The organism is Neorhizobium sp. T25_13, from assembly GCF_002968675.1.
Classification (GTDB): Bacteria; Pseudomonadota; Alphaproteobacteria; order Rhizobiales; family Rhizobiaceae; genus Neorhizobium; species Neorhizobium tomejilense.
This window is the reverse complement of record NZ_PVBI01000008.1, coordinates 1-23661: the sequence shown is the minus strand read 5'-3', so window position 1 is coordinate 23661 and position 23661 is coordinate 1. Positions and strand designations below refer to the sequence as shown.

The following is a 23661-nucleotide window of genomic DNA, read 5'->3' as shown; positions in this document are numbered from 1 at the left end:
TGGCTCGGCGTAACCCTCCCCCTTGTGGGGAAGGTCGGAGCGAAGCGACGGGGAGGGGTTTTCTTGAACTCAGGAAGAAAGGCCCCTCCCTAACCCTCCCCACAAGGGGGAGGGGACCCGTCGCGTATACCTTTACTTTCCGTCGCCTACCATCGAGGCCACTACTCCTGCAGCCACCTTCAGCCGCTGGCGAACCACCGAGCGGCCGAGCAACGCCATCGAGTCGAACAGCGGCAGTGAACGGGACGAACCCGACATGGCGACGAACAGCGGCGGGGTGACGACGCGCAGTTTCTTGCCGAGACGGTCGGAAATGGCGCGCAGCTCGGCGTCGATCGTTTCGGTGTTGAACTCGAGCATCTTTTCGAAATCCGCCTGCACCGTATTGATGATCTCCAGCGTTTCCGCCGGGCTCGTCTTCAGGCCAGCAAACGAAGCAGGCGTCAGGCCGACATCGTTTGACAGGAGGAAGCCGGCAAGGTTCGGCAGCTCGCCGAGCCTGGAAATTCGGCTCTGCGACAGTTTCAACCCTTCGGTCAGGCGCTGGTTTTCCATCGCCCATTCGAGCGTCCGCGCGATGAACTCCTCCGGAGACAGCTTTTCGCGCAGCCAGCGGCCGTTCAGCCAGTCGAGCTTCTGGATGTCGAAGATCGCGCCGGCCTTGGAGAGGTTGTCCGGATCGAACTTCTCGATGAGCTCGTCCATGGTCAGCATCTCTTCGCCTTCGGCGATCTGGATGAAGAACAGGCCCAAAAAGTTCATCAGCGCTTCCGGCAGGTAGCCGAGCGCGGAATAATAGGAGATCGAGGTCGGGTTCTTGCGCTTCGACAGCTTCGACTTGTCGGCGTTGCGCATCAGGGAGAGATGCATGAACACCGGCTGTTCCCACTCGAAATAACGATAGAGCAGGATGTGCTTCGGCACCGATGCCAGCCATTCCTCGCCGCGCGCCACGTGGGTGATCTTCATCAGATGGTCGTCGATGACGTTGGCCATGTGATAGGTCGGCATGCCGTCGCCCTTGATCAGCACCTGCATGTCGACCGAATCCCACGGGATCGAGACGTCGCCGTAAACGCCGTCATGGAAGTCGCAGGAGCCTTCGGTCGGGATCTTCATGCGGATGACCGAGCCTTCGCCGGCCGCCATCTTGGAGGTCACTTCCTCGGCCGTCAGGTTCAGGCAAAGACCATCGTATTTCGGCGGCTTGCCGCTAGCGCGCTGGCCCTCGCGCATCTGCTCCAGACGTTCCGGCGTGCAGAAGCAGCGGAAGGCGTGGCCCTTGTCGAGCAGTTGCTGGGCATAGGGCTGGTACATGTCCTTGCGGTCGGACTGGCGGTAAGGACCGTAGGGTCCGCCGACATCCGGGCCTTCGGCCCAGGTCAGGCCCGTCCAGCGCAGCGCGTCCAGAACCTTCTGCTCGAATTCTTGCGTCGAGCGCGTCGCGTCGGTATCCTCGATGCGCAGGATGAATTCGCCGCCATGTTTCTTGGCGAAGAGATAGTTGAAGAGCGCGATATAGGCGGTGCCGACATGCGGCTCGCCGGTCGGCGAGGGGGCGATGCGGACGCGGGGCTTCGTGGCGATCATGAAGAATGCTCTATCTGTGGCGGCCGGGAAGGCGCCAAGCCTGTTTTTGAAATGCGGATTGGCGCAGGCTTAGGCCATATTCAGCCGCAAGCGTCAAGGTTTTTGGCGTCAAGGTACTTGGCCGCAGCCCTACCTCACCGGCCAGACATAGAGCAGCGCCGGCACACTGACGAGGATGATCAGGAAAGAAAGCGGCAGGCCGAGGCGCGGATAGTCGGAGAACTTATAGCCGCCGGGGCCGAAGACCAGCGTGTTGCATTGGTGGCCGACGGGGGTGAGGAAATCGCAGCCGGCGCCGATCGCCACCGCCATCAGGAACGCCTCCGGCCGAAAGCCGAGACTGGTGGCGAAGCTCGCGGCGATCGGCCCCATGACGAGCACCGTCGCGGCATTGTTAAGGAACGGCGTCACCGCCATGGCAGTGACAAGGATCAGCCCCAGGGCACCCCAGGCCGGAAGCGTCGCGGCCACCTGGCCGAGCCAGCCTGCGATCAGCTCGCTGCCGCCGGTCGTCCTCAGCGAATCCGAAACGGGGATCAACGCCGCCAGCATGACGAGGATCGGCCCGTCGACAGACTTGTAGAAGTCGTTGAGCGGGATCGCCCGGAAGACGACCATGCCGAGGGCGGCGGTGAAGAAGGCGACGGGAACCGGGGCGATGCCAACTGCGGTCGCGGCCATGGCAAGCGCCAGAATGACCAGTGGAATGAAGGCACGCCGCTGTGTCCCAAGCAGGATTTCACGCTGGGCGAGCGGCAGCAGGGAAAAATCCTGCAGCACTGCGGGCAGGTTCCTGCGGCTGCCCTGCAGCACCAGCACGTCGCCGGCCATCAACGTCAGCTCGCCCAACCGCTGTGTCAACCGTTCGCCGCCCCGACTGATCGCCAGAAGATTGATGCCGCGCGTATAGGAGAGCGCCAGTTCCTTGGCGGACAGACCTTTAAGCGACGATTCCTGGGTGATGATCGCCTCGACCGAGATCACGTCCGTCTGTGCCTGGCCTTTTTCCTTCAGCGGTTTTCCGGACAGTTTCAGCCTGCCGCCGGAGACGATCCGGTCGAGCGCCTTCGAAGGGCCTTCCAGCATCACTACGTCGCCTTCGCGCAACGTCAGGTCCGGAAAGGGCGACATGCGGGACGTCCCGCGCAAAACGGCAGTGGCCAGCACTTCGCCGTCGGCATGCCTCAGAAGGTCGCTGAGCGGTTTTCCCAGCATCGTCGAGTCGGCGGTCAGGGAGACCTCTGACGTGTAGTTGGTGATCTCCACCGCCTCTTCGATCGAGCTGTTCTCCCGGGTGCGGCTTGGCACCAGCCAGTGAAAGAAGAGCAGGAAAGTGATGCCGACGACGGTCAGGATCGCCCCCATCGGCGTGAAGTCGAACATCGTGAAAGACGTGCCGGTCAGCTCTTCGCGCAGCCGCGAGACGACGATGTTCGGCGAAGTGCCGATCTGGGTCATCAGCCCGCCGAGCAGGGCGGCGAAAGCCATAGGCATCAGGTATTTCGACGGGGAGGCCCCCGATTTCCGGGCGAACTGGAAGGCGACCGGCATCATGATCGCCAGAGCACCGATATTCTTGATGAAGGCGGAAAGCACCGCCACGACGATCATCAGTAGCGCGAGCTGGGCGTGCAGCGTGTTGAGGTTCGGGAAGAATTTCTTGATGGCGGTATCGACGATGCCCGACCGCGCCACGCCGGCGCTGACCACCAGGGCGCTGCCGACGATGATGACGATGTCGTCCGAGAAGCCGGAAAACGCCCTGCCGACCGGCACGACGCCGAGCGCGACGGCCAGCACCAGCGCGCAGCAGGCGACGACATCGTAGCGGAACCGATCCCAGATAAAGACCGCCATCATGATGGCGATGACGGAAAACGCGAGGATCTGCTGAGTGGTCATGCCGCCCTTGACGTCGAGAGGTCCAGCGGGAGAATCACCGCTGGCAGAAGGATGGAGATGGTGCGGTCGCGCAGCCGATCAATGTGGTGAGGCTTAAAGTTCCAGCGCAGTGGGCGCAAGAGGGACCCTGTCCACTGGACAACGCAGGTCGCTTCGCTAGGGTATGGCCGTGGGGCTATTGAATTGTTTTGAATGGAGATTTGTCGATGACTGATGTTTTGAACGTGCCGGTGAAGCTGGCCGATGGCCGCGAGACGACGCTTGCCGAATACAAAGGCAAGGTGATGCTGGTCGTCAACGTCGCCTCGAAATGCGGCCTGACCAAGCAGTATGAAGGCCTCGAAAAACTCTACGAAGACAAACGCGGCGATGGTTTCGTCATCACCGCCTTCCCGGCCAACAACTTCAAGGGCCAGGAGCCCGGCACCGACGCCGAGATCGTCGAATTCTGCCAGCTCACTTACGATGTAAAATTCCCGATCTTCTCGAAGATCTCCGTCAAGGGCGAAGACAAGCACCCGCTCTACCAGGGCCTCACCGGCTCCGGCGTGCCGACCACCGGCGACGGCCCGATGAAGGAAAAGCTGCGGGGATTCGGCATGGAAGTCGAAGACGGTGAGATCGTCTGGAATTTCGAAAAATTCCTGATCGGCCGCGACGGCGAGATCAAGGCCCGCTTCGCGCCCGATGTCGATGCGCAGGACAGCCGGCTGATCGACGCGGTCGAACGGGAACTGGCGAAGAACTGAGTGGCCCGGCAGAGCCGGAGCAATTCTTTGCCTTCCAACTAGGCCGCTTCAGTGATCGCCATTTCTGCCGTGATGCGATCCCAGGGAACCTTGACCAGACCCTCCGCGGTCTTTTCGATTAGACCGACCTCGGCCAGGGCGACCACGTCGGCATGGACCCCGCGATAATCCCGCTTCAGGGAGTGAGCGAGCTGGCGGATCGAGGAGGTGCCAGCCGCTTTCAGGGCGCGCAGAAGCCGCCAGCGATTGGCGGTCAGCACCTTTAAGAGAAGATCCATGCTTTCGAAGGCGATCTCGCCCGGCTGCAGGCTGAAATCGCCGGCGTCGATCCGCGCTCCAGCCCTTGTCGCGTTTTCGAAAAACGCGTCCATATTAGAAACGTGGATCCGAACTTCGCTCATACCTTCAACTCCCGGCGCACATCGTCTTCGAAATCCCCGATCATCCGTTCGAGGCTCTCGAAACGATAGGGTTCCTCTTGATCGCTATAATGGCGATGATCGCCTTTGCCAGCTTCGTTGTCGTAGCCAATAATTCGCTCTCCCGGGCGTCCGAAGAAAAGCGAATATTTCAATCCATGTGGACGTTCCGCGTTGGGATCGGGAAGCTGCCAGACTTTCATCTGGATGATCCTTCCATCGTCCAGATGAAATTTCCGATCCATGATTAGGGTCGCTTGCGCCATTTGATGCTTTATCTAGCATATGCTGAATATGGCATCAAGGTGATGCTCGACTTGATGGAAGGAAACGCCACCATCAGTGCAGCGTCTGCCCGCCCGCCTTCTTCTTCTTGCGGGCGTTGCGCGCCACCATGTTGAGTACCTCGACGCCGGCGGAGAAGGCCATGGCGGCGTAGATGTAGCCCTTGGGCACGTGCACGCCAAAACCCTCGACGATCAGGGTGCCGCCGATCATCAGCAGGAAGGCGAGGGCCAGCATGACGATGGTCGGGTTTTTCTCGATGAAGTTTGCAAGCGGGGTGGCGGCGATCAGCATCACGGTGACGGCGGCGATGACGGCGACCACCATGATCGGCAGGTGCGGGGTCATGCCGACGGCGGTGATGATACTGTCGATCGAAAAGACCAGGTCGAGCAGCAGGATCTGGCCGATCGCAGACGCAAAGCTCATCCTGACCACTTCCTTGCCGGCGCCGACCAGGTCTTCCCTGTGGTCGTCGACATCGACGGAGTGGTGGATTTCCTTGGTCGCCTTCCAGACGAGGAAAAGGCCGCCGGCGATCAGGATCAGGTCCTTCCACGAGAAGCCGTGGCCGAAGGCCTCGAAGAGGGGGTTGGTGAGCTGGACGATCCAAGCGACGGTACCGAGCAGGGCGAGACGCATGACGAGCGCCAGGCCGATGCCGATCTTGCGGGCACGCTCACGGTTTTCGGGCGGCAGCTTGTTGGTGAGGATGGAGATGAAGATGAGGTTGTCGATGCCGAGCACGACTTCCATGACGACGAGGGTGACAAGCGCCACCCAGGCGGCCGGATCCTGAACCAGCACGACGATATCCTGCATCAACATTCCCTTCTTTCAATCTCAAGGCGTAATTGCCTGACCGATTTAAGGACTGATGAGCGGAAGACAAGAGGAGGTTGCGCTACAACCTCCTGAAATCAGGCATGTTCTTTCGTTTTCGCGGTCACGGAATTGTCATGGACGCCGTAGGCTGCCATGAACACACGGATCGCGCCCGTAACGACATGGTCGATCTCGCTGAACGGCGGTACGTCGTCGAGATCGCCGAAAAGGCGCAGCTTGAAGAAGGTGCCGCTTACCATGTCGACGAATTGACGGGCTGCGAGATCCGTATCTTCCACCTTGAGATTGCCGAGCTCCACGTGGCGCCGGATGAAATCCTCAAGCACGGTGCGGACGTTCTGGGTCGGCGAATTGAAAAAATGCCGACAGAGGCTCGGCAGGCGATCAACGACGCCGATCACCGTACGCATCGCCTCGATCACCTGCGATGCGGTGATGTGCGTCGCAAAACCCATGCCGAAGCGGTAGAGGCCGTCCTCGACCTCCTCGCTGCCTGCAAGGATGTCGCGCATGCGCAGCGTAATCCGTTCGCGCTCACGGGCGATAATCGCGCCGAACAGGTCTTCCTTGTTCTGGAAGTAGACGTAGATCGTCCCTTTCGAAACACCTGCCTCGCGGGTGATGTCGTTCATGCTTGCCGCGTCGAAGCCGAGCTTCATGAAGACGCTTTTCGCCCCGTCGATAATCTGCTCCCGTTTCGCCGGGTCCTCGCCCGCTGCGAAACGTCCGGCGGGAACCGGATCACACCTTTCCAGTTTCCTTGTCTGCCTGGCCATTTCGATGCCCTTTTTTAACCTTTTCGAACCGAGCGGTTCGATTGCCCTTGATATGTGTCATCGATGGGTCTATGTCAAGCTCGCTGAACCGATCGGTTCGATGGAATAAGACGCTCCCAAGACGGTAGATACAAGATGACGTCCTCTCAGAATTCCGGCGCACTGCGCGCCGTGACGACGGAAAACGCTGGCCTTGCCAAGGTTGAGGCCCTTAAGGACTCGCCGGCTGCGGAACAGCCCGCGACGGCCGAGGCGATTGCGGTTCCCGCGGTCGCCAAGGCGCCTGAAAAGAAGAAACGCCGCAGTCTGCTGTTGCCTGTCATCGCGCTTGCCCTCCTCGGTGGCGCTGGCTGGTATGGTTACAACTGGTGGATCGATGGTCGGTTCCTGGTTTCCACCGACGACGCGTATGTCGAAGGCGATATCGCGGTGATCTCGCCAAAGGTGTCCGGTTATGTCGCCAAGGTCAATGTTGTCGAGAACCAGGCCGTCAAGGCGGGCGAACCGCTCGTCACGCTCGACGACGGCGATTATCAGCTTGCACTTCGCAAGGCACAGACGGCTATCGAATCCGCCAAACTCGCTGTCTCCCGCATCGACGCGCAGATCGTCGGCGGCGAAGCGGCGCTGAAGCAGGCCCAGGCCCAGCAGGGTGCTCTCGAAGCCGCGGTTCGCGGTGCCGAGATCACCCAGAAGCGCGCGACGAGCCTGCAGGCAAGTGCGGTCGGCACCGCCGCGGCGCTCGACAATGCGGAGATTGCGCTTGAACAGGCCCGCGCCAATCTCGTCGCCGGCCAGGCGGCGGTCGCGTCGGCCCAGGCCAATATCGGCCTCCTGCGTGCCCAGCGCGACGAGGCGGTCAATACGATCCATACCCAGGATCTCGCCCGAGACCAGGCCCAGCGCGATCTGAACTTCACGGTCCTGAAGGCGCCTTATGACGGCGTCATCGGCAACCTCTCGGTCCAGACGGGCGATCTCGTCTCGACCGGCAAGCGGCTCGCGTCGCTGGTGCCGCTGACCGAGCTCTATATCGAGGCGAATTTCAAGGAAACCCAGCTCGGCAACCTGCAGCCGGGTTCCAAGGTTCGCGTGCATGTGGATGCCTACGAGGATCACAACATCACAGGCACTGTGGTGTCGATCGCGCCGGCTTCCGGTGCCGTCTTCTCGATGCTGCCGCCGGAAAATGCGACCGGCAACTTCACCAAGGTCGTGCAGCGCGTTCCGGTTCGCATCTCGATCCCGAAGGAAGACCTCGAACGCCAGCGCCTTCGTGCCGGCTTGAGCGTCGTCGTCGACGTCGATACCCGGACCGCGCCCGGCATCAGCGCTGTCGCTGCCAAGTAAAGAGAACCAAGGAGAGCGGCCATGGCAGGAGCAACGGCCACGGCGGGTCCGCCCCCTATTGCGATGCCGGCCGACCAGCCGATGGACAGACGCAAGCTCATCGCCTTCTTCGCGATGGTCTTCGGCATGTTCATGTCGATCCTCGACATCCAGATCGTCTCGGCCTCGCTCGCGGAAATCCAGGCCGGCCTTTCCGCCGGCTCGGATGAAATCGCCTGGGTGCAGACCTCCTACCTGATCGCCGAAGTGATCATGATCCCGCTGTCGGGAACGCTTGCCCGCATCATGTCGACGCGCATCCTGTTCTCCATGTGCGCGGCGGGTTTCACGCTGGCCAGCATCCTTTGCGCCACTGCCACGAATATCGACGAGATGATCGTCTATCGCGCCATCCAGGGCTTCATCGGCGGCGGCATGATCCCGTCCGTCTTCGCGGCGGCCTTCACCATTTTCCCGCCGTCGAAGCGCAGCATCGTGTCGCCGATCATCGGCCTCGTCGCCACGCTCGCCCCGACGATCGGTCCGACGGTCGGCGGTTACCTTTCCAATTCCTTCTCCTGGCACTGGCTGTTCCTGGTCAACGTCATCCCCGGTATCATCGTCACCGTCGTCACCTTCACGCTGATCGACTTCGATAAGCCGCAGCTTAAGCTGATGAAGAAGTTCGACTGGTGGGGGCTCGCCTCCATGGCGGTCTTCCTCGGCGCGCTGGAATACGTTCTGGAAGAAGGCAACAACAAGGACTGGTTCAGCGACGACAAGATCGTCATAGGCACCGTCTTCATCGTCATCGGCGCCGTGGTGTTCTTCTGGCGTGCCTTCAAGGTCGAGTTCCCGATCGTCGATCTCAGGGCATTCGGCAACGCCAATTTCGCCTTCGGTTCGCTGTTCTCGTTCATCATGGGCGTCGGGCTTTATGGGCTCACCTATCTCTATCCGCTCTATCTCGGGCGCATCCGCCATTACGATTCGCTGATGATCGGGGAGACGATGTTCGTTTCCGGCATCGCGATGTTCGTCTCGGCACCGCTCGTCGGACGGCTGTCGAACAGTGTCGACCTGCGCATCCTGATGGCGGTCGGTTTCGGCTCGTTTGCGGCTGGTACCTGGCTGATGACCGGCATCACCGCCGATTGGGATTTCTACGAACTGCTGCTGCCGCAGATCCTGCGCGGGTTCGGGATGATGATGTGCATGGTGCCGATCAGCAATATCGCGCTCGGGACGCTCGCGCCGCAACGCATCCAGGGCGCGTCCGGCCTTTTCAACCTGACCCGCAATCTTGGCGGTGCGGTCGGCCTTGCCGTCATCAACACGGCGCTGACCCAGCGTTCCGACGAGCACTACGCCCGGCTTTCCGAGCACGTCAACTACGGCAATCCGGCAGCGCTCAACTGGCTGGACAGCGTCGGCGCCAACTACAATTCCTTCGGCCTCGACGGCAGCGCCGTGGCGCTCCAGAGGCTCTCCGGCATCATCACTCAGCAGGCTCTGCTGCTTTCCTTCATGGATGTCTTCTTCATCCTGACGGGGCTGTTCGGCAGCCTGATCTTCTTCGTCTTCCTGATCGCCAAGCCGGCCCGCCCCGCGGGCGCCGGTGGCGGCGGGCATTGATTGCAGCATTCCACCGCCGGGAAGGGGGCCGCCACGCGAGTGACGGCCTTTTTCTTTGGGTGTTCGAGCTTGCGTGAAACACGTACCTCAAATTTTGATTTACGTACCTCAGAATTTCCGCTAACACGGTCGGCGGAGGAATTCATGAAGCCCACAGTCCACGACATCGCGAAGATCGCCGGCGTCAGCCTTGCGACTGTCGACCGGGTTCTCAACGGCCGGCCGGGCGTGCGTTCCGTCACCCGCGGCAAGGTCGAGGATGCGATCATTTCGCTCGGTTACGTGCGCGATCTCGCCGCCGCCAATCTTGCGAAAAGCCGGACCTATTCCTTCGTCTTCATCCTGCCGGCCAACGACAACTCCTTCATGATCGGCTTGCATGAGGAAGTCCGTGGCGCCGTTGCCCGCTCCAGCTCGGAGCGCACCGACATCCGCATTGTCGACGTGCCGCCCTTCGATCCGGGCGCGCTGGTCGCATCACTCGAGGCGGTGCTTGCCGAAAAGCCGGCTGGGGTCGCCTTCGTCGCCATCGACGCGCCGGAAGTCCGTGCGGCCGCCCGACGCCTGAGCGAGGCCGGCATCCCGATGGTGACGCTCGTGTCGGACCTGCCGGAGTCCTCGCGCGATCATTATGCGGGCATCGACAATATAGCCGCCGGGCGCACTGCCGGCAGCCTGATGGGACGGTTCCTCAGCGGCCCGCTCATGGGCGAACGAGGGGCGACCGTCGCGGTGCTTGCCGGCTCCATGCTGGTGCGCGACCACCGCGAGCGGCTGGAAGGGTTTTCGACCGTCATCGCAAACGCCTATCCGAACGTCCATATCCTGCCCGTCCTCGAAGGCCGCGACGATCCGGCGCTCTCCGAGACGATGGTCGCGGAGGCGCTGCGCCGCAATGCGGACATTGCCGGCATCTACAGTCTCGGTGCCGGCAACCGCGGTCTGATCCGCGCGCTGCAGATGGCGCACGGCCCCCGCCGGCCGCTCGTCATCGCCCACGAACTCACCGCCTCGACCCGCGCAGCACTTTCAAACGGTGTCATCGACGCGGTTCTGAACCAGGACGCGGGCCACGAGGTCAGAAGCGCGATCCGCGTGCTGAAGGCCAAGGCGGACGGACTGCCGGTGCTCGCCGCCCAGGAACGCATCCGTATCGACATATTCTTGAAAGACAATCTGCCCTGAAGGGCGGAGCATTAGGAGAAACACCATGTATCTCGGTCTCGATCTCGGCACCTCGGGCGTCAAGGCGATGCTGATCGACGGCGATCAGAAGATCATCGGTTCGGCGAGCGGCTCGCTCGATGTTTCACGTCCGCATTCCGGCTGGTCGGAGCAGGATCCGGCCCACTGGATACGCGCCACCGAAGAAGCGGTCGCTGGCCTCAACGCAAAATTCCCGAAGGAGCTGGCGGCCGTGAAGGGCATCGGCCTTTCCGGCCAAATGCACGGTGCGACGCTGCTGGACAGCGAAGACAAGGTGCTGCGCCCCTGCATCCTCTGGAACGACACCCGTTCGCATCAGGAAGCCGCAGCCCTCGATGCGAACCCCATCTTCCGCAAGCTCACCGGCAATATCGTCTTCCCGGGCTTCACCGCCCCGAAGCTCGTCTGGGTCGCGAAAAACGAGCCTGACGTCTTCGCCAAAGTCGCCAAGGTGCTGCTTCCGAAGGATTACCTGCGCCTCTGGCTGACCGGCGAGCACATCTCCGAAATGTCGGATTCGGCCGGCACGTCCTGGCTCGATACCGGCGCCCGCAAATGGTCGTCCGAACTGCTCGCCGCGACGGGCCTTACCGAAAGCCAGATGCCGTCGCTGGTCGAGGGCACCGAAGAGGCGGGCAAGCTGCGCGGCGAACTCTCCTACAAATGGGGCATGGGCGAGGGCGTCGTGATTGCCGGCGGGGCAGGGGACAATGCGGCGTCCGCCTGCGGCATGGGCACCGTCGCGGAAGGCCAGGCCTTCGTCTCGCTCGGCACATCCGGCGTGCTGTTTGCCGCCAACTCCTCCTACCTGCCGAAGCCGGAAAGCGCGGTACATGCCTTCTGCCACGCACTGCCGAAAACCTGGCACCAGATGGGCGTCATCCTGTCGGCGACCGACGCGCTCAACTGGCATTCGCTCATCACCGGCAAGACCGCCGCCGAGCTTACCCAGGAACTCGGCGATACGCTGAAGGCTCCCTCCAACGTCACCTTCCTGCCCTATCTTTCCGGCGAGCGCACGCCGCATAACGATGCGGCCATCCGCGGCGCCTTCATCGGCCTCGAACACGAAAGCAGCCGGTCGGTGCTGACCCAGGCGGTGCTCGAAGGGGTGACCTTTGCGATCAGGGACAATCTCGAAGCCTTGAAATCCGCCGGCACCTCGATTTCCCGCGTTACCGCCATCGGCGGCGGTTCGCGCTCGCGCTACTGGCTGCAGTCGATCGCCACGTCTCTCGGCGTGCCGGTGGATATTCCGGCCGACGGCGATTTCGGAGCTGCCTTCGGCGCCGCACGCCTCGGCCTCATCGCTGCCACCGGCGCCGACCCGCTTTCCGTCTGCTCGGCACCGAAGACCGACGAGACCATCGAGCCGGTCGGATCACTCTCGGAAGCATACGACACCGCATACGCCCGGTACCGGACGCTCTATCCGGCGATCAGGTCGCTGGCGCATTGAATATGCTTACACGTAGAGGTGCGTTGAAAGACCCCTCCCCAACCCCTCCCCACAAGGGGGAGGGGCTTTATTGCCCCGAATTCCGCTTTTCCGATTAGGCAGGGCGGTGCCACCAGCGTTCTCCCCCTTGTGGGGGAGATGCCGGCAGGCAGAAGGGGATCTTTGTCGCTCTCAATACTCGATAGGAGGAAACGACCATGAGCACAGGCTTTTTCGGAGACATCCAGAAGATCAAATACGAAGGCCCGGACAGCACCAATCCGCTCGCCTTCCGCCACTACAATCCGGACGAGATCGTCGCCGGCAAGCGCATGGAGGATCACCTTCGCTTTGCCGTCGCCTACTGGCACACATTCACCTGGCCGGGCGGTGACCCCTTCGGCGGCCAGACCTTCCAGCGCCCGTGGTTCTCCGACACGATGGAAGCGGCGAAGATGAAGGCCGATGTCGCCTTCGAATTCTTCCAGCTGCTCGGTTCGCCCTTCTACTGCTTCCACGATGCCGACGTGCGTCCGGAAGGCAATAACTTCGCCGAGAACACGAAGAACCTCAACGAGATCGTCGACTATTTCGAGAAGAAGCAGGCCGCGACCGGCGTCAAGCTTCTCTGGGGCACGGCGAACCTCTTCTCAAACCGCCGCTACATGTCGGGTGCCGCCACCAATCCGGATCCGGACGTCTTTGCGTTTGCCGCTGCGACGGTAAAGACCTGCCTCGACGCCACCAAGCGCCTCGGCGGTTCCAACTACGTGCTCTGGGGCGGCCGCGAAGGTTACGAGACGCTGCTCAACACCGACCTGTCGCGCGAACTCGACCAGATGGGCCGCTTCCTCAATCTGGTGGTCGAATACAAGTACAAGATCGGTTTCGAAGGTACGATCCTGATCGAGCCGAAGCCGCAGGAGCCGACCAAGCATCAGTACGACTACGACGTCTCGACCGTTTATGCCTTCCTGCAGAAGAATGGACTTGAGAAAGAGGTAAAGGTCAATATCGAGCAGGGCCATGCGATCCTTGCCGGCCATTCCTTCGAACACGAAATTGCCATGGCGAATGCCTTCGGCATTTTCGGTTCGATCGACATGAACCGCAACGACATGCAGTCCGGTTGGGATACCGACCAGTTCCCCAACAACGTGCCGGAAATGGCGCTCGCCTACTACCACGTGCTCGCCGGTGGCGGCTTCCACAACGGCGGCACCAATTTCGACGCGAAACTGCGCCGCCAGTCGCTCGATCCGGAAGATCTGCTGATCGGCCATATCGGCGGCATGGACTGCTGCGCCCGCGGCATCAAGGCGGCGGCGAAGATGCTCGACGACGGTGCATTGAAGGCGCCGCTCGATGCCCGCTACGAGAAGTGGGATAGCCCCGAATACAGCAAGATGCTGCGCGGCGAATACAAGCTCGACGACATCGCCTCCTGGGTCGAAAAGCAGGACATCAACCCGGAACCGAAGTCCGGCCGCCAAGAATACCTGGAAAACGTCGTCAATCGTTACGTTTGACACCTTTGCTTTTGATGGGCTCGCGCTGCCCCTCACCCTAACCTCTCCCCGCTTGCGGGGAGAGGGGACGTGCCCCGAGCGGCGTTAGAGATCGAACGGTTACGGTGCGGCATATCCAAACATCAAACGGACACTAGAACTTTATCTTTGGTCCGGTTATCTCCTGCGCCGAGGGGGCGGCAACGGGGGCGGTGCGGCTTTCATAATACGATTTGGCATAACTCCGGTGGTCGCTCAGCCAACTGACGAGTTCGTCCGCCGCGGGTGAATCCGCATTGCGGCCGTCGTGGGTCGCGTAACGCACCCCCAGGAAAGGTGGGCAGAATTCGGAAAGCGGGCGCTGGCGCAGCTTATCTCCGGTGCCGACGCCAAATGTTATGGGATGCGCGAGAATTGGAAACAGGGGCCGAGGCATGAAGGGCGGCAGCCAGCTCGCGTTGTTCTCGTCCTGCCAGAGATTGGCCTGAAAACCGAAATCGATTACCCTGCAGCCCGGATCGGCGTAGTCGGTCCACAGGAACGCGACGCCCTTGTGCATCATTGGAAGCGAGACCTCCTGGACGGCTCTGGGTTCACCATATCGCTCCACAAGTGTGGCCTTGACCGTTGCCGCATTGGTGCTGCCCTGCGGTAGACGCAGAATCCGCCAGATCCCCAGAACTCGTCCAGGAGATGCCGGCGGTTCGTCGAAGATAGCAATAAGTTCGTTATTGGCGGACGAAGCGTAGATCCGGCCGGATGTATAAGGCAGAAGATCGCCGCTTATCGAACCGAGCTGCCTCTTGCGGTCGGCAGTCAGCACCTTGCTCACCGACATATGTTCGCGAATGAGTTTATCCGCGTCGTCAAACGACATGCCTAGGCGGATCTCGAGCAGATCAAGTCCCCTCAGCTTGGAATCAGCGATGGTAATCTTGTCGAGCGGGGGCCTCGATATGGTTGCAAGCACAAGTTCCGAAACCACTGCCCCTGTGCTCAGATCGACGAGCCGGGCTGCCACGGCGGATGCCTTGTAGATGAGGACTTGCGTTGAAGGCGCCGCATCGTCATCCAGGCGGACGATGTTCAAACCTTGCAATTTGTCGAACTCGAAAGCAGTTTTTAATGCAGCTCCCCAAACGCTTTCCGGCAAAACGGGGGAAACGGCGACGCCGGTAGGCTTGACGTCGATCTCGATCGCAAGCTTGCCCTGCATCCGCCGGTGAGCGGCATCGAGCTGGGGCAGACGATCGATTTCGATAAAATCTTGGCTCTGAAGCGGCAGCTTCATCGCAATCCGCGCATCCCGCATCGAGGTGCAATACGGATCAGCGGCACAGTTGTTGCCCCGCTCGGAGGAGCCGCCTTGGCTGCGGTGGAAGAGCTGTGGCTCAGGCAGTTGCCATGCCGTGTTCAGAAATTCGCATATCTTGGCGGCTGATACATCCTTCTCGCTTTGTTCCTTCCCCGGCCTGGAGAGAGACGAACGGCAGGAGTTGTCATAGGGATGCCGGCCTCGGCTTTCGAACGGTGCAAACTTGCCATCAGCTGTTTCGGACAAGGGCAAAGAGATCGTCAAGGTTGCTGGAAGCGCCGCCGCACGTGCCTCCGACCAGGCGCGAAACTCCGCAAGACGATTCGTATATTCCGTCGCCTCGGGCCACTTGGTGATGTCGCGGAAGAAACTGCCCCAGAGAGGAGGTTTTTTTGCGCTGGATGCCTCATAGGCGAAGCGTGTGATCATCATTCGCTGGACGATCTGGTTGTTTACCGTCGCAGGCTGATAGCGCAACTGCAGCAGATCCATCATTTCAGCGCCGTAGGGAGCACCGGCCGGCGGTGGCGCGATATTGGCGACCGTTGCCCGAGCCGGAAGCGCCGCTTCGATCTGTCCGCGTAAGGCCGCGACTGTGGTAAAGGTGTCCGGTGCAAAGCTGGCGATCCCCCGGTTGTCGCTCGCCCATCGATAGGAAAGACCGCGCAACGAAGCGCTGATAATGACGGCGCCCTTTTCGAAACGCACTTCGCTCACCGACAGGTCCCAGCGAACATTCACATTATCCCGCCGGCCTGAGGAGTTGTAACCGACCAGCCCGCGGGCGGCGGCGGCCTCTATCCCCATGGCAACCGGCTCAAGACTGACGATCCGGTCAAGCTCGAGCGAAATCGGGATAGGCTGCCCGGCAACAATGAATTCTCTGAACCCCGCATCCCGGGAATTTCGCCAGGGCCGCAGAAACGACAGCTGGCGATAGAGGGGCAAATCCCGGTCGGAAAGATTGACGCTTGAAAGCGGCGCTTCGCCTCCATTCTGCGGGCTGTTCTCCAGCTTGTTGAAATATATCCCTCTGCCTTCCTCGAAGAACGGGCTGATCATTTCATCGATCGTGACGTTGATCGGAACTCTGGTCGAGCCTTGTCGAAGCGCGGCCCGCAGCCGATCACGATTGAGGGCGGTGACTACCTCGGCTTGGCGTCCACGCATCGCCTCGATTGGCAAAGGCGATTGAGGCGGAAGATTGCCGGCCAGGATAGTCTGCATGTAGCGGCTGAAGTATTGTGTCGCAGCACCGTCGAACGCTTGCCGATCGAGGTTTGGTTCGAGGATTGGACCGATGAGCGACGCCATCAGCTCGCCTGTCCATGATGTGCCTTGCTCATCCGGTGCGGCAGTTGGGAGGGCGCTATCGATATCCCACGTGTGAATCAGGCGGCCATCGACCGGGTCGTGTGCGGCAACCGCCGTGATCTGACCCCTTAGAGGGCCACGCCCCTGAAGGCGTGGTTCGACTGTCATCGCTGCCCTGAGCAGAACCTTTGCCACCCCGGCATCACGGAGCAGGCGCGCCTCTCTTTCCGGCATGGGAAGGAAATCGATGTTTTCAACCGCGGCATGCTCTGCGCTGGGGTCAATGAAATTCGGAAAATTTTGACTATCGAAATCGAAACCACCAAGGCCGCTCAAACAGGATGGCGGGCGTTTTTGCTGGAGCAGCGCTACGGTTCCAGCCTCCAGAATGGGAGGCCGAGCGTTCTGGGAAGTGAGAACTGGAAAACCCTGGCGGTCAAAATCGTATTGGCCGAGCGTATATTGCGCTTCGACGGAAATGGAAAAGCGGCGCGATCGCGCCGGCAGCGAAGCAATGACCTGGCGCGCAAGGATGGCAGACTGCGCAAGATAATCGCGGCGGGCGAACTCGTCGCCGCGTTGGACTTGGTAGAGTTCGCGGCACTGGGCCTCTGTTCCCGTGGCGCGTATGTAGGCAACTCCGGTTGCGCCTGCCTGCTCAAGATAAGCATCGGCGTCGGACATCAACGCCATGTGCACAAAATCGGCGGGACCGGGCAAAATGCCGGGTTTTGCGAATTCCTCACTGCCTCCCACGCCTGTCGGGCTGCCTATGTTTTTGATACCGGAAACAGCGCCGGCAAATCGAGAACGCTGATTGACGGCGTTCTTGAGGATGCAGACATTGCCTCTTTGGTTATATGTAAATCCACGGCATTGTGCGTCAGCGGCACAGATCTGTTGGCAGGATTGGGATCCGATGCCCGCCAGAGACGGATCGGTGAGGCCTGAACGATAGTCGCCGTAAGGAAGGTCGAAACCTTCGAGAAGCGTGAACGTATTCGATCGCGCGACTGCCGGAGCTTGCACAAGTCCACCGTTGTTCGCACCAAGTATCGACAACCGCTCCCTGTAAGCGTTCTCAATGCAGGCAGTATCAGATTTGCAACGGTTGCGGCGGGAGATCCATTCGGCCTGCGCTCCGGCATGCGTGATTCCGGAAGCCACCGCCGCCGTGTAGATATTCACCAGTCTGCGATCGAGCTCAGCGAGAAGCTGCGACGAGCAGATTGCGTGCTCGGTCGCCTGGCTGGCTGCACGGCAATCAAAGCTCGGCCTCGGGTTTCCGACGTCACGCGATGTCGTTGCCGGAGAACCCGACGGCTGGGCAACGCGAAGCGCGGAGCGAAGCCTATCGTCTGCTAGGCCGGTCGGTGGCAGGCCATTGTCACGCTGGAAATTCGCGATCGCCTGCCGGGTACGTGGACCTGTTTCGCCATCGGCGGTTCCAACCGGGTAGCCGAGCGCATTCAATCGTCGCTGTATCTCAGCAACCGCAGGCGATCGAACGTTCTCATCCTGCTGGGAGGAGTTGCTAGGCGCGTCAAGACGTCGATTATCCCGGTCGGGTCCTTGCGCAGCACCCCCGAGCAGCTCAACCCCAAGCCGCATCAGGTCCTGCCCATTCACCTGCGCATGCAGGGGGGTGACGTTGATGGCCCACAGCAGAACAATTGACAGAAAATCCCTGGTTCTCATGAGCAAATTTAACGTAGATCAACTTGCTGCGAAACTTCACCAAATGGTTTAGCCTTTGGTACATCCGTCAGCAGTTGTTTGCATTTAACCGTAAGACTCTCGCTGCAATAGTTTCAATGAGATAGCGTGGCACTTAATGTGAGAATCGTCGCTGTGAATAAAATGACTCTCTTCGGGGATCTTCATCAGCAAATCGCAAATATCACAAAAGGTTATTTCCGCATCTGAGGGCGTTAAGCGCCGGAAATCGCTTTAAGGAATCTCACATTAAGTGCCGTAGCCGGCCGGAACCGCAGCATTCTTACGATTGAGTACCAAACGCCAACCGGAAGATGATTTGCACGAACCTTTCCCGCTTGGTTTACGGCAAATCTGCTTTACGTACCTCAGAATCTGGGCTAGCGTTCTCATGGGAGGAGCTTGGGTGCAGATTATCATATACAGGCGTGCTGTCGGTAACGCAGCGGTTCGCTGTCGGGCCGTGCGTTGCCCGATGGTCATGGGTGCTGTGCGATGAGTTCTGTGGAGGCGAGCCCCGCCGTGCCGCTCTTCGAAGCGGCCGGCCTTTCCAAGACATTCGGCATCGTCGAGGTCCTCAAGGACATCAATCTCAACGTGCGGGCCGGCGAGGTCCACGCGATCATCGGCGAGAACGGCGCCGGCAAGTCCACCTTGATGAAGATCATTGCCGGTAATCAGCCGCCGACCCGCGGCGAGATGAGGATAGACGGCGAGGCCGTCACCTTTTCCGGCCCGGTCGATGCGGAACATCGCGGCATCGTGCTGGTGCACCAGGAAATCCTGCTGGCGCCGGACCTGACCGTCGCCCAGAACATCTATCTCGGCCGCGAGCTGCACAAGGGCGTCTTCATCGACGACCGCGCCATGAACGAAGGTGCAGCCAAGGCTGTCCGTGGTCTCGGCAGCGACATCGATCCGAACACCATCGTCAGCCGCCTGTCGATCGCCCAGCGCCAGCTGGTGCAGATCGCCCGCGTGCTGCTCGTGCCGCACCGGATCGTCATCTTTGACGAGCCGACTGCGTCGCTGACGCCGCACGAGACCGACGCGTTGCTGAAGGTCATCCGGCAGATCCGCGCCAAGGGCGTCGGCGTTCTTTACATTTCCCACCGCCTGCCCGAGGTGAAGGAGATTGCCGACCGGGTGACGGTCTTACGCGACGGAAAGCTCGTCGCCAGCCATGACGTCAGCGAGCTGCAGCCGGCCGACATGGCGCGGCTGATGGTCGGTCGCGACGTCGCAAAACTCTATCCGGACCGTCACGCGGCCGAGGCGCGCGAGACGGTGCTCGAAGTCGAGCATCTCAACGTTCCCGGTTATGCGCAGGATGCCTCGTTCCAGTTGAAAAAGGGCGAGATCCTCGGTTTCGCCGGCCTCGTCGGTGCCGGCCGCACCGAGCTGATGGAGGGCATGGTCGGCCTTCGCACCAGCCGCGGCACGGTCCGCCATCTCGGCAAGCCGGTCAATTTCAGGGACGTGCATGCGAGCCTCAAGGCCGGCATCGTCTACCTGTCCGAAGACCGCAAGGGCAAGGGCCTGCTGCTCACCAAGGACCTGATCGTCAACCTGACGCTCGCCTCGCTCGGCAAGTTCATCGGCGCGCTCCAGATCGACCGCAAGCGCGAAAGCGAGGCGCTCGACAAGGCGATCCGCGATTTCGACATTCGCACCGGCCGCAAGGACATCCTCGCCGGCCAGCTTTCCGGCGGCAATCAGCAGAAACTGCTGCTCGCCAAGATGATGCTGCTCGATCCGTCGATCGTCATCATCGACGAGCCGACGCGCGGCATCGATATCGGCAACAAGGAACAGATCTACAAATTTATCGCCAAACTGGCAGAGGAGGGGCGTTCGATCATCGTCGTCTCCTCCGAAATGCCGGAACTGATCGGTATCTGCGACCGCATCCTCGTCATGCGCTCCGGCCGGATCGTCGGCGAGGTGACGGGGGACCATATGAACGAAAACGAAATCGTCGTGCTGGCGACAGGCGTCAACAAAGAGGAGGCCGCGTGATGGCGAATGTCGCTACAGAGCCGGCCAAGGCACCGAAGACCTCCAAGGACTGGGACATGGCGGCGATCGCGCCGTTCATCGCGCTCGCCCTTCTCCTGGTGCTCGGCTACTTCGCCAACCCGAACTTCATGACGTCCGCCAACCTTCTGAACGTCGTGACGCGCAGTTCCTTCATCGCCGTCATCGCTCTCGGTGCGACCTATGTGATCACTTCGGGCGGGCTCGATCTTTCGGTCGGCGCGATGCTCGCCTTCGTCGCCAGCCTGATGATCTTGTTCCTGAACTCGGGAACGGTCGCCGACCCGGCGCTGGCGCTGGTTGCCGGGATGGCGCTGGCGATCGCGATCGGCGCCGTCTGCGGGCTCGCCAACGGCCTGATCACCACTGTCGGCCGGATCGAACCCTTCATCGCCACGCTCGGCACGATGGGCATCTATCGCGGCCTCACCACCTGGCTCAGCCAGGGCGGTGCCATCACCGTGCGCGATCGCGATATTCTGGCGCTCTACCGGCCGGTCTATTCCGGCTCATTCGTCGGCGTGCCGATCCCGATCATCGTCATCTTCGTCACCGCCGCCATCGCCGCCTTCGTGCTCTATCGCACCCGCTACGGCCGGCATGTCACCGCGGTCGGCTCGAACGAGGACGTCGCGCGTTATTCCGGCATTTCGATCAACCGGGTGCGCACCGTCACCTATGTCATCCAAGGGCTCTGCGTCGCTGTCGCTGTGCTGCTCTACGTGCCGCGCCTCGGCTCGACATCCGCCACGACCGGCAGCTTCTGGGAACTGCAGGCGATTACCGCCGTCGTCGTCGGCGGCACGGCGCTGCGGGGCGGGGTCGGCCGCATCTGGGGCACGATCTGCGGCGCCTTCATTCTGGAAATCGTCGGCAACATCATGCTGTTGTCCAACTTCGTCAGCGAATACCTGATCGGCGCCATCCAGGGCGCGATCATCATCATCGCCATGCTGGTCCAAAGGTCGCTGATGCGGAGGTAGGCCGCTGAAGCGGATTAGCCCGCGAAAGCAGGCCAACGAGAACTGACCGGGCTGATGGGTCGCGCCCGGTCCTGAAATATTAAAGACCCTGATATTGTGGGAGAGAGAAACAATGCGCAGACAAATTTTGGGACTGGCCGTGGCGTCGCTGGCGCTTCTCGCCGGCACCGCCTTCGCACAGGACAAGAAGGTGACGATCGGCGTTTCCATTCCGGCCGCCGACCATGGCTGGACTGCCGGCGTCGTGTTCCATGCCGAACGCGTCGCCAAGCTGCTGATGAAGGAGCATCCGGGCCTCAACGTCATCGTCAAGACCTCGCCGGACGCGGCAAGCCAGGCGAACGCCGTGCAGGATCTCGCGGTCCAGGGTCTCGACGCGCTGGTCATCCTGCCGTCCGATCCGGATCCGCTCGTCAACGCCATCCAGCAGGTCAAGGACAAGGGTACGTTCGTAGCACTCGTCGACCGCGCGCCCTCCGTCAACGACAGCACCATCCGTGACCTCTACGTTGCCGGCAACAACCCGGCGCTCGGCCAGGTCGCCGGCGAATACATCAAGAAGACCACGCCGGACGCGCAGGTCGTCGTCATCCGCGGCCTGCCGATCCCGATCGACCAGCAGCGCCAGGACGGTTTCGACAAGGGCATTGCCGGCTCCAAGGTGAAGGTGCTCGATCGCCAGTTCGGCAACTGGAACCGCGACGACGCGTTCAAGGTCATGCAGGACTTCCTGACCAAGCACCAGAAGATCGACGTCGTGTGGTGCCAGGACGACGACATGGCCGTCGGCGTTCTCGAAGCCATCGCTCAGTCCAAGCGCACGGACATCAAGTATGTGGTCGGCGGCGCGGGCTCCAAGGACATGGTCAAGAAGGTCATGGACGGCGACAAGATGATCCCGGTCGACGTGCTCTATCCGCCGGCAATGGTGGCGACCGCCATGGAACTCACCGCCGGCAATTTCTACGACAAGGTCCCGGTCAGCGGCACCTACATCCTCGACGCCACGCTGGTGACGAAGGACAATGCCAAGAACTTCTACTTCCCGGATTCGCCGTTCTGATAACCAACGCGGCGCCCGTTTTGGCGGGCGCCGTCAGCCTCAGTCTCCCTCATCCCTGTGCTTGGCACAGGGATCCAGCGCACCCAAGTCCTTGGGTGCTAAAGACTCTTCTCACGGCGCAGACGCGCCGTGGCTGGATTCCTGTGACAAGCACAGGAATGAGGGGCGAGGGTTGTTCCCGACCAACTGCACATAGCCGAAGAGGAAACATCATGAAGACGATCAAGGGCCCGGCCATCTTTCTCGGCCAGTTCGCGGGCGATGCGGCACCGTTCAATAGCTGGGACGGGATCACCAAATGGGCGGCGGACAAGGGTTATGTCGGCGTGCAGGTGCCGACCTGGGCCGGCCAACTCATCGACCTCAAAAAAGCTGCCTCCTCCAAGGATTATTGCGACGAATTTGCCGGCGTGGCGCGGGCGAACGGCGTCGAGGTGACGGAGCTTTCCACCCATCTCCAGGGCCAGCTCGTCGCCGTGCATCCGGCCTATGACGAAGCCTTCGACGGGTTTGCCGCACCCGAAGTGCGCGGCAATCCGAAGGCACGCCAGGCCTGGGCGGTCGAGCAGGTGAAAATGGCGCTGACGGCGTCGAAACATCTCGGCATCAAGGCGCATGCGACCTTTTCCGGCGCGCTCGCCTGGCCGTTCATCTACCCGTGGCCGCAACGCCCGGCCGGCCTGGTCGAGACCGCCTTCGACGAGCTCGCCAAGCGCTGGACGCCGATCCTCGACCATGCCGATTCCTGCGGCGTCGACGTATGTTACGAGATCCATCCCGGCGAAGACCTGCATGACGGCGTCACCTTCGAGATGTTCCTGGAGCGGGTGAAGAACCATCCGCGCGCCAACATGCTCTACGACCCGTCGCATTACGTGCTGCAATGCCTCGACTATCTCGACAACATCGACATCTACAAGGACCGGATCAAGATGTTCCACGTCAAGGACGCGGAATTCAACCCGACCGGCCGGCAGGGTGTTTACGGCGGCTACCAGGGCTGGGTCGGCCGCGCCGGCCGCTTCCGCTCGCCCGGCGACGGCCAGGTGGACTTCGGTTCGATCTTCTCGAAAATGGCCGCCAACGATTTCGACGGCTGGGCCGTGGTCGAATGGGAATGCGCGCTGAAGAACTCCGAGGACGGAGCCCGTGAAGGGGCTGAATTCGTGAAGGCGCACATCATCCGCGTCACGGAAAAGGCATTCGACGACTTTGCCAGCGGCGGAACGGACGAGGCGGCGAATAGGCGGATGCTCGGGCTTTGAGCGATAACGCGCGCCGGGGCATTGCCCCTCACCCTCACCCTCTCCCCGTCAAAACGGGGAGAGGGGACGTGCCCCACGAGGCCGTTGAGGGACCGGGAGGCGGCGTCTTGCGTCCTTCTCCCCGCAAGCGGGGAGAAGGTGCCCGGCAGGGCGGATGAGGGGCATTCCACTGCAGGCAATTTTTCAGGAGAGATAGATGGCAATCGAAGGCAAGGACGAACAGGCGCGGGAGCCGCGCATCCGGCTTGGCATGGTCGGCGGCGGGGCGGGGGCGTTCATCGGGGC

17 protein-coding genes are annotated in these 23661 nt (G+C 61.4%); 10 read left to right on the top strand and 7 right to left on the bottom strand.

The window, feature by feature from the left end; all coding sequences use genetic code 11:
- Positions 1–132: 132 nt before the first annotated feature.
- Positions 133–1590 carry a glutamate--tRNA ligase gene (gene gltX / locus C5J22_RS19270; protein WP_105439538.1) on the bottom strand — a complete coding sequence of 486 codons (1458 nt, stop codon included), beginning with the start codon at positions 1588–1590 and terminating at the stop codon, positions 133–135.
- Positions 1591–1719: 129 nt separating this feature from the next.
- Positions 1720–3492, bottom strand: a complete 1773-nt coding sequence (locus C5J22_RS19265; RefSeq protein WP_105439537.1) for an SLC13 family permease — start codon at positions 3490–3492, stop codon at positions 1720–1722.
- 206 nt (positions 3493–3698) lie between these two features.
- Here C5J22_RS19265 and C5J22_RS19260 point away from each other — a divergent pair, with 206 nt between their 5' ends.
- Positions 3699–4241: a glutathione peroxidase gene (locus C5J22_RS19260; RefSeq protein WP_105439536.1), complete on the top strand. Its 543-nt coding sequence runs from the start codon at positions 3699–3701 to the stop codon at positions 4239–4241.
- A gap of 38 nt (positions 4242–4279) precedes the next feature.
- Here C5J22_RS19260 and C5J22_RS19255 read toward each other — a convergent pair whose 3' ends face one another.
- The 4 genes from C5J22_RS19255 to C5J22_RS19240 form a co-directional block, all read right to left on the bottom strand.
- Positions 4280–4642: a hypothetical protein gene (locus C5J22_RS19255; RefSeq protein ID WP_172724028.1), complete on the bottom strand. Its 363-nt coding sequence runs from the start codon at positions 4640–4642 to the stop codon at positions 4280–4282.
- On the bottom strand, positions 4639–4926 hold the full coding sequence (locus tag C5J22_RS19250) for a DUF6516 family protein (protein ID WP_105439535.1): 288 nt from the start codon (positions 4924–4926) through the stop codon (positions 4639–4641). Before C5J22_RS19250 ends, C5J22_RS19255 begins: the two co-directional genes overlap by 4 nt.
- Positions 4927–4999: 73 nt before the next feature.
- Complete coding sequence (locus tag C5J22_RS19245; protein WP_105439760.1) at positions 5000–5767, bottom strand: TerC family protein; 768 nt, start codon at positions 5765–5767, stop codon at positions 5000–5002.
- 98 nt (positions 5768–5865) lie between these two features.
- On the bottom strand, positions 5866–6567 hold the full coding sequence (locus C5J22_RS19240) for a TetR/AcrR family transcriptional regulator (protein WP_105439534.1): 702 nt from the start codon (positions 6565–6567) through the stop codon (positions 5866–5868).
- 135 nt (positions 6568–6702) lie between these two features.
- On the opposite strand from C5J22_RS19240, the gene C5J22_RS19235 reads away from it, so the two are divergent.
- The 5 genes from C5J22_RS19235 to xylA all read left to right on the top strand — a co-directional run bounded on the left by C5J22_RS19235 (position 6703) and on the right by xylA (position 13704).
- On the top strand, positions 6703–7917 hold the full coding sequence (locus tag C5J22_RS19235) for an HlyD family secretion protein (protein WP_105439533.1): 1215 nt from the start codon (positions 6703–6705) through the stop codon (positions 7915–7917).
- A gap of 21 nt (positions 7918–7938) precedes the next feature.
- A complete protein-coding gene (locus C5J22_RS19230; RefSeq protein ID WP_105439532.1) occupies positions 7939–9531 on the top strand; it encodes a DHA2 family efflux MFS transporter permease subunit in 1593 nt (530 codons plus the stop codon).
- A 144-nt stretch (positions 9532–9675) separates the two neighbouring features.
- Positions 9676–10716, top strand: coding sequence for a LacI family DNA-binding transcriptional regulator (locus tag C5J22_RS19225; protein WP_105439531.1), 1041 nt, complete (start codon positions 9676–9678; stop codon positions 10714–10716).
- A 25-nt stretch (positions 10717–10741) separates the two neighbouring features.
- Complete coding sequence (gene xylB, locus C5J22_RS19220) at positions 10742–12196, top strand: xylulokinase (RefSeq protein WP_105439530.1); 1455 nt, start codon at positions 10742–10744, stop codon at positions 12194–12196.
- Between the two features lie 197 nt (positions 12197–12393).
- Positions 12394–13704, top strand: coding sequence for a xylose isomerase (xylA, locus tag C5J22_RS19215; protein ID WP_105439529.1), 1311 nt, complete (start codon positions 12394–12396; stop codon positions 13702–13704).
- Positions 13705–13837: 133 nt separating this feature from the next.
- On the opposite strand, the gene C5J22_RS31295 is transcribed toward xylA, so the two are convergent.
- Positions 13838–18010, bottom strand: coding sequence for a peptidoglycan-binding protein (locus C5J22_RS31295; RefSeq protein ID WP_172746710.1), 4173 nt, complete (start codon positions 18008–18010; stop codon positions 13838–13840).
- Between the two features lie 513 nt (positions 18011–18523).
- On the opposite strand from C5J22_RS31295, the gene C5J22_RS19205 reads away from it, so the two are divergent.
- The 4 genes from C5J22_RS19205 (at position 18524) to C5J22_RS19185 (ending at position 23376) form a co-directional block, all read left to right on the top strand.
- Positions 18524–20047, top strand: a complete 1524-nt coding sequence (locus C5J22_RS19205; RefSeq protein ID WP_105439528.1) for a sugar ABC transporter ATP-binding protein — start codon at positions 18524–18526, stop codon at positions 20045–20047.
- Positions 20047–21048 carry an ABC transporter permease gene (locus C5J22_RS19200; protein ID WP_105419680.1) on the top strand — a complete coding sequence of 334 codons (1002 nt, stop codon included), beginning with the start codon at positions 20047–20049 and terminating at the stop codon, positions 21046–21048. The genes C5J22_RS19205 and C5J22_RS19200 overlap by 1 nt, the downstream gene beginning before the upstream one ends.
- A gap of 112 nt (positions 21049–21160) precedes the next feature.
- On the top strand, positions 21161–22111 hold the full coding sequence (locus tag C5J22_RS19195) for a substrate-binding domain-containing protein (RefSeq protein WP_046634539.1): 951 nt from the start codon (positions 21161–21163) through the stop codon (positions 22109–22111).
- A gap of 212 nt (positions 22112–22323) precedes the next feature.
- Positions 22324–23376 carry a sugar phosphate isomerase/epimerase gene (locus C5J22_RS19185; RefSeq protein ID WP_105439527.1) on the top strand — a complete coding sequence of 351 codons (1053 nt, stop codon included), beginning with the start codon at positions 22324–22326 and terminating at the stop codon, positions 23374–23376.
- Positions 23377–23661 lie beyond the last annotated feature (285 nt).

Bases quoted from the DNA above. Each gene is read 5' to 3' on its own strand.
- gltX (WP_105439538.1), bottom strand. From the start codon at position 1,590: ATGATCGCCACGAAGCCCCGCGTCCGCATCGCCCCCTCGCCGACCGGC.
- C5J22_RS19265 (WP_105439537.1), bottom strand. From the start codon at position 3,492: ATGACCACTCAGCAGATCCTCGCGTTTTCCGTCATCGCCATCATGATG.
- C5J22_RS19260 (WP_105439536.1), top strand. From the start codon at position 3,699: ATGACTGATGTTTTGAACGTGCCGGTGAAGCTGGCCGATGGCCGCGAG.
- C5J22_RS19255 (WP_172724028.1), bottom strand. From the start codon at position 4,642: ATGAGCGAAGTTCGGATCCACGTTTCTAATATGGACGCGTTTTTCGAA.
- C5J22_RS19250 (WP_105439535.1), bottom strand. From the start codon at position 4,926: ATGGCGCAAGCGACCCTAATCATGGATCGGAAATTTCATCTGGACGAT.
- C5J22_RS19245 (WP_105439760.1), bottom strand. From the start codon at position 5,767: ATGCAGGATATCGTCGTGCTGGTTCAGGATCCGGCCGCCTGGGTGGCG.
- C5J22_RS19240 (WP_105439534.1), bottom strand. From the start codon at position 6,567: ATGGCCAGGCAGACAAGGAAACTGGAAAGGTGTGATCCGGTTCCCGCC.
- C5J22_RS19235 (WP_105439533.1), top strand. From the start codon at position 6,703: ATGACGTCCTCTCAGAATTCCGGCGCACTGCGCGCCGTGACGACGGAA.
- C5J22_RS19230 (WP_105439532.1), top strand. From the start codon at position 7,939: ATGGCAGGAGCAACGGCCACGGCGGGTCCGCCCCCTATTGCGATGCCG.
- C5J22_RS19225 (WP_105439531.1), top strand. From the start codon at position 9,676: ATGAAGCCCACAGTCCACGACATCGCGAAGATCGCCGGCGTCAGCCTT.
- xylB (WP_105439530.1), top strand. From the start codon at position 10,742: ATGTATCTCGGTCTCGATCTCGGCACCTCGGGCGTCAAGGCGATGCTG.
- xylA (WP_105439529.1), top strand. From the start codon at position 12,394: ATGAGCACAGGCTTTTTCGGAGACATCCAGAAGATCAAATACGAAGGC.
- C5J22_RS31295 (WP_172746710.1), bottom strand. From the start codon at position 18,010: ATGAGAACCAGGGATTTTCTGTCAATTGTTCTGCTGTGGGCCATCAAC.
- C5J22_RS19205 (WP_105439528.1), top strand. From the start codon at position 18,524: ATGAGTTCTGTGGAGGCGAGCCCCGCCGTGCCGCTCTTCGAAGCGGCC.
- C5J22_RS19200 (WP_105419680.1), top strand. From the start codon at position 20,047: ATGGCGAATGTCGCTACAGAGCCGGCCAAGGCACCGAAGACCTCCAAG.
- C5J22_RS19195 (WP_046634539.1), top strand. From the start codon at position 21,161: ATGCGCAGACAAATTTTGGGACTGGCCGTGGCGTCGCTGGCGCTTCTC.
- C5J22_RS19185 (WP_105439527.1), top strand. From the start codon at position 22,324: ATGAAGACGATCAAGGGCCCGGCCATCTTTCTCGGCCAGTTCGCGGGC.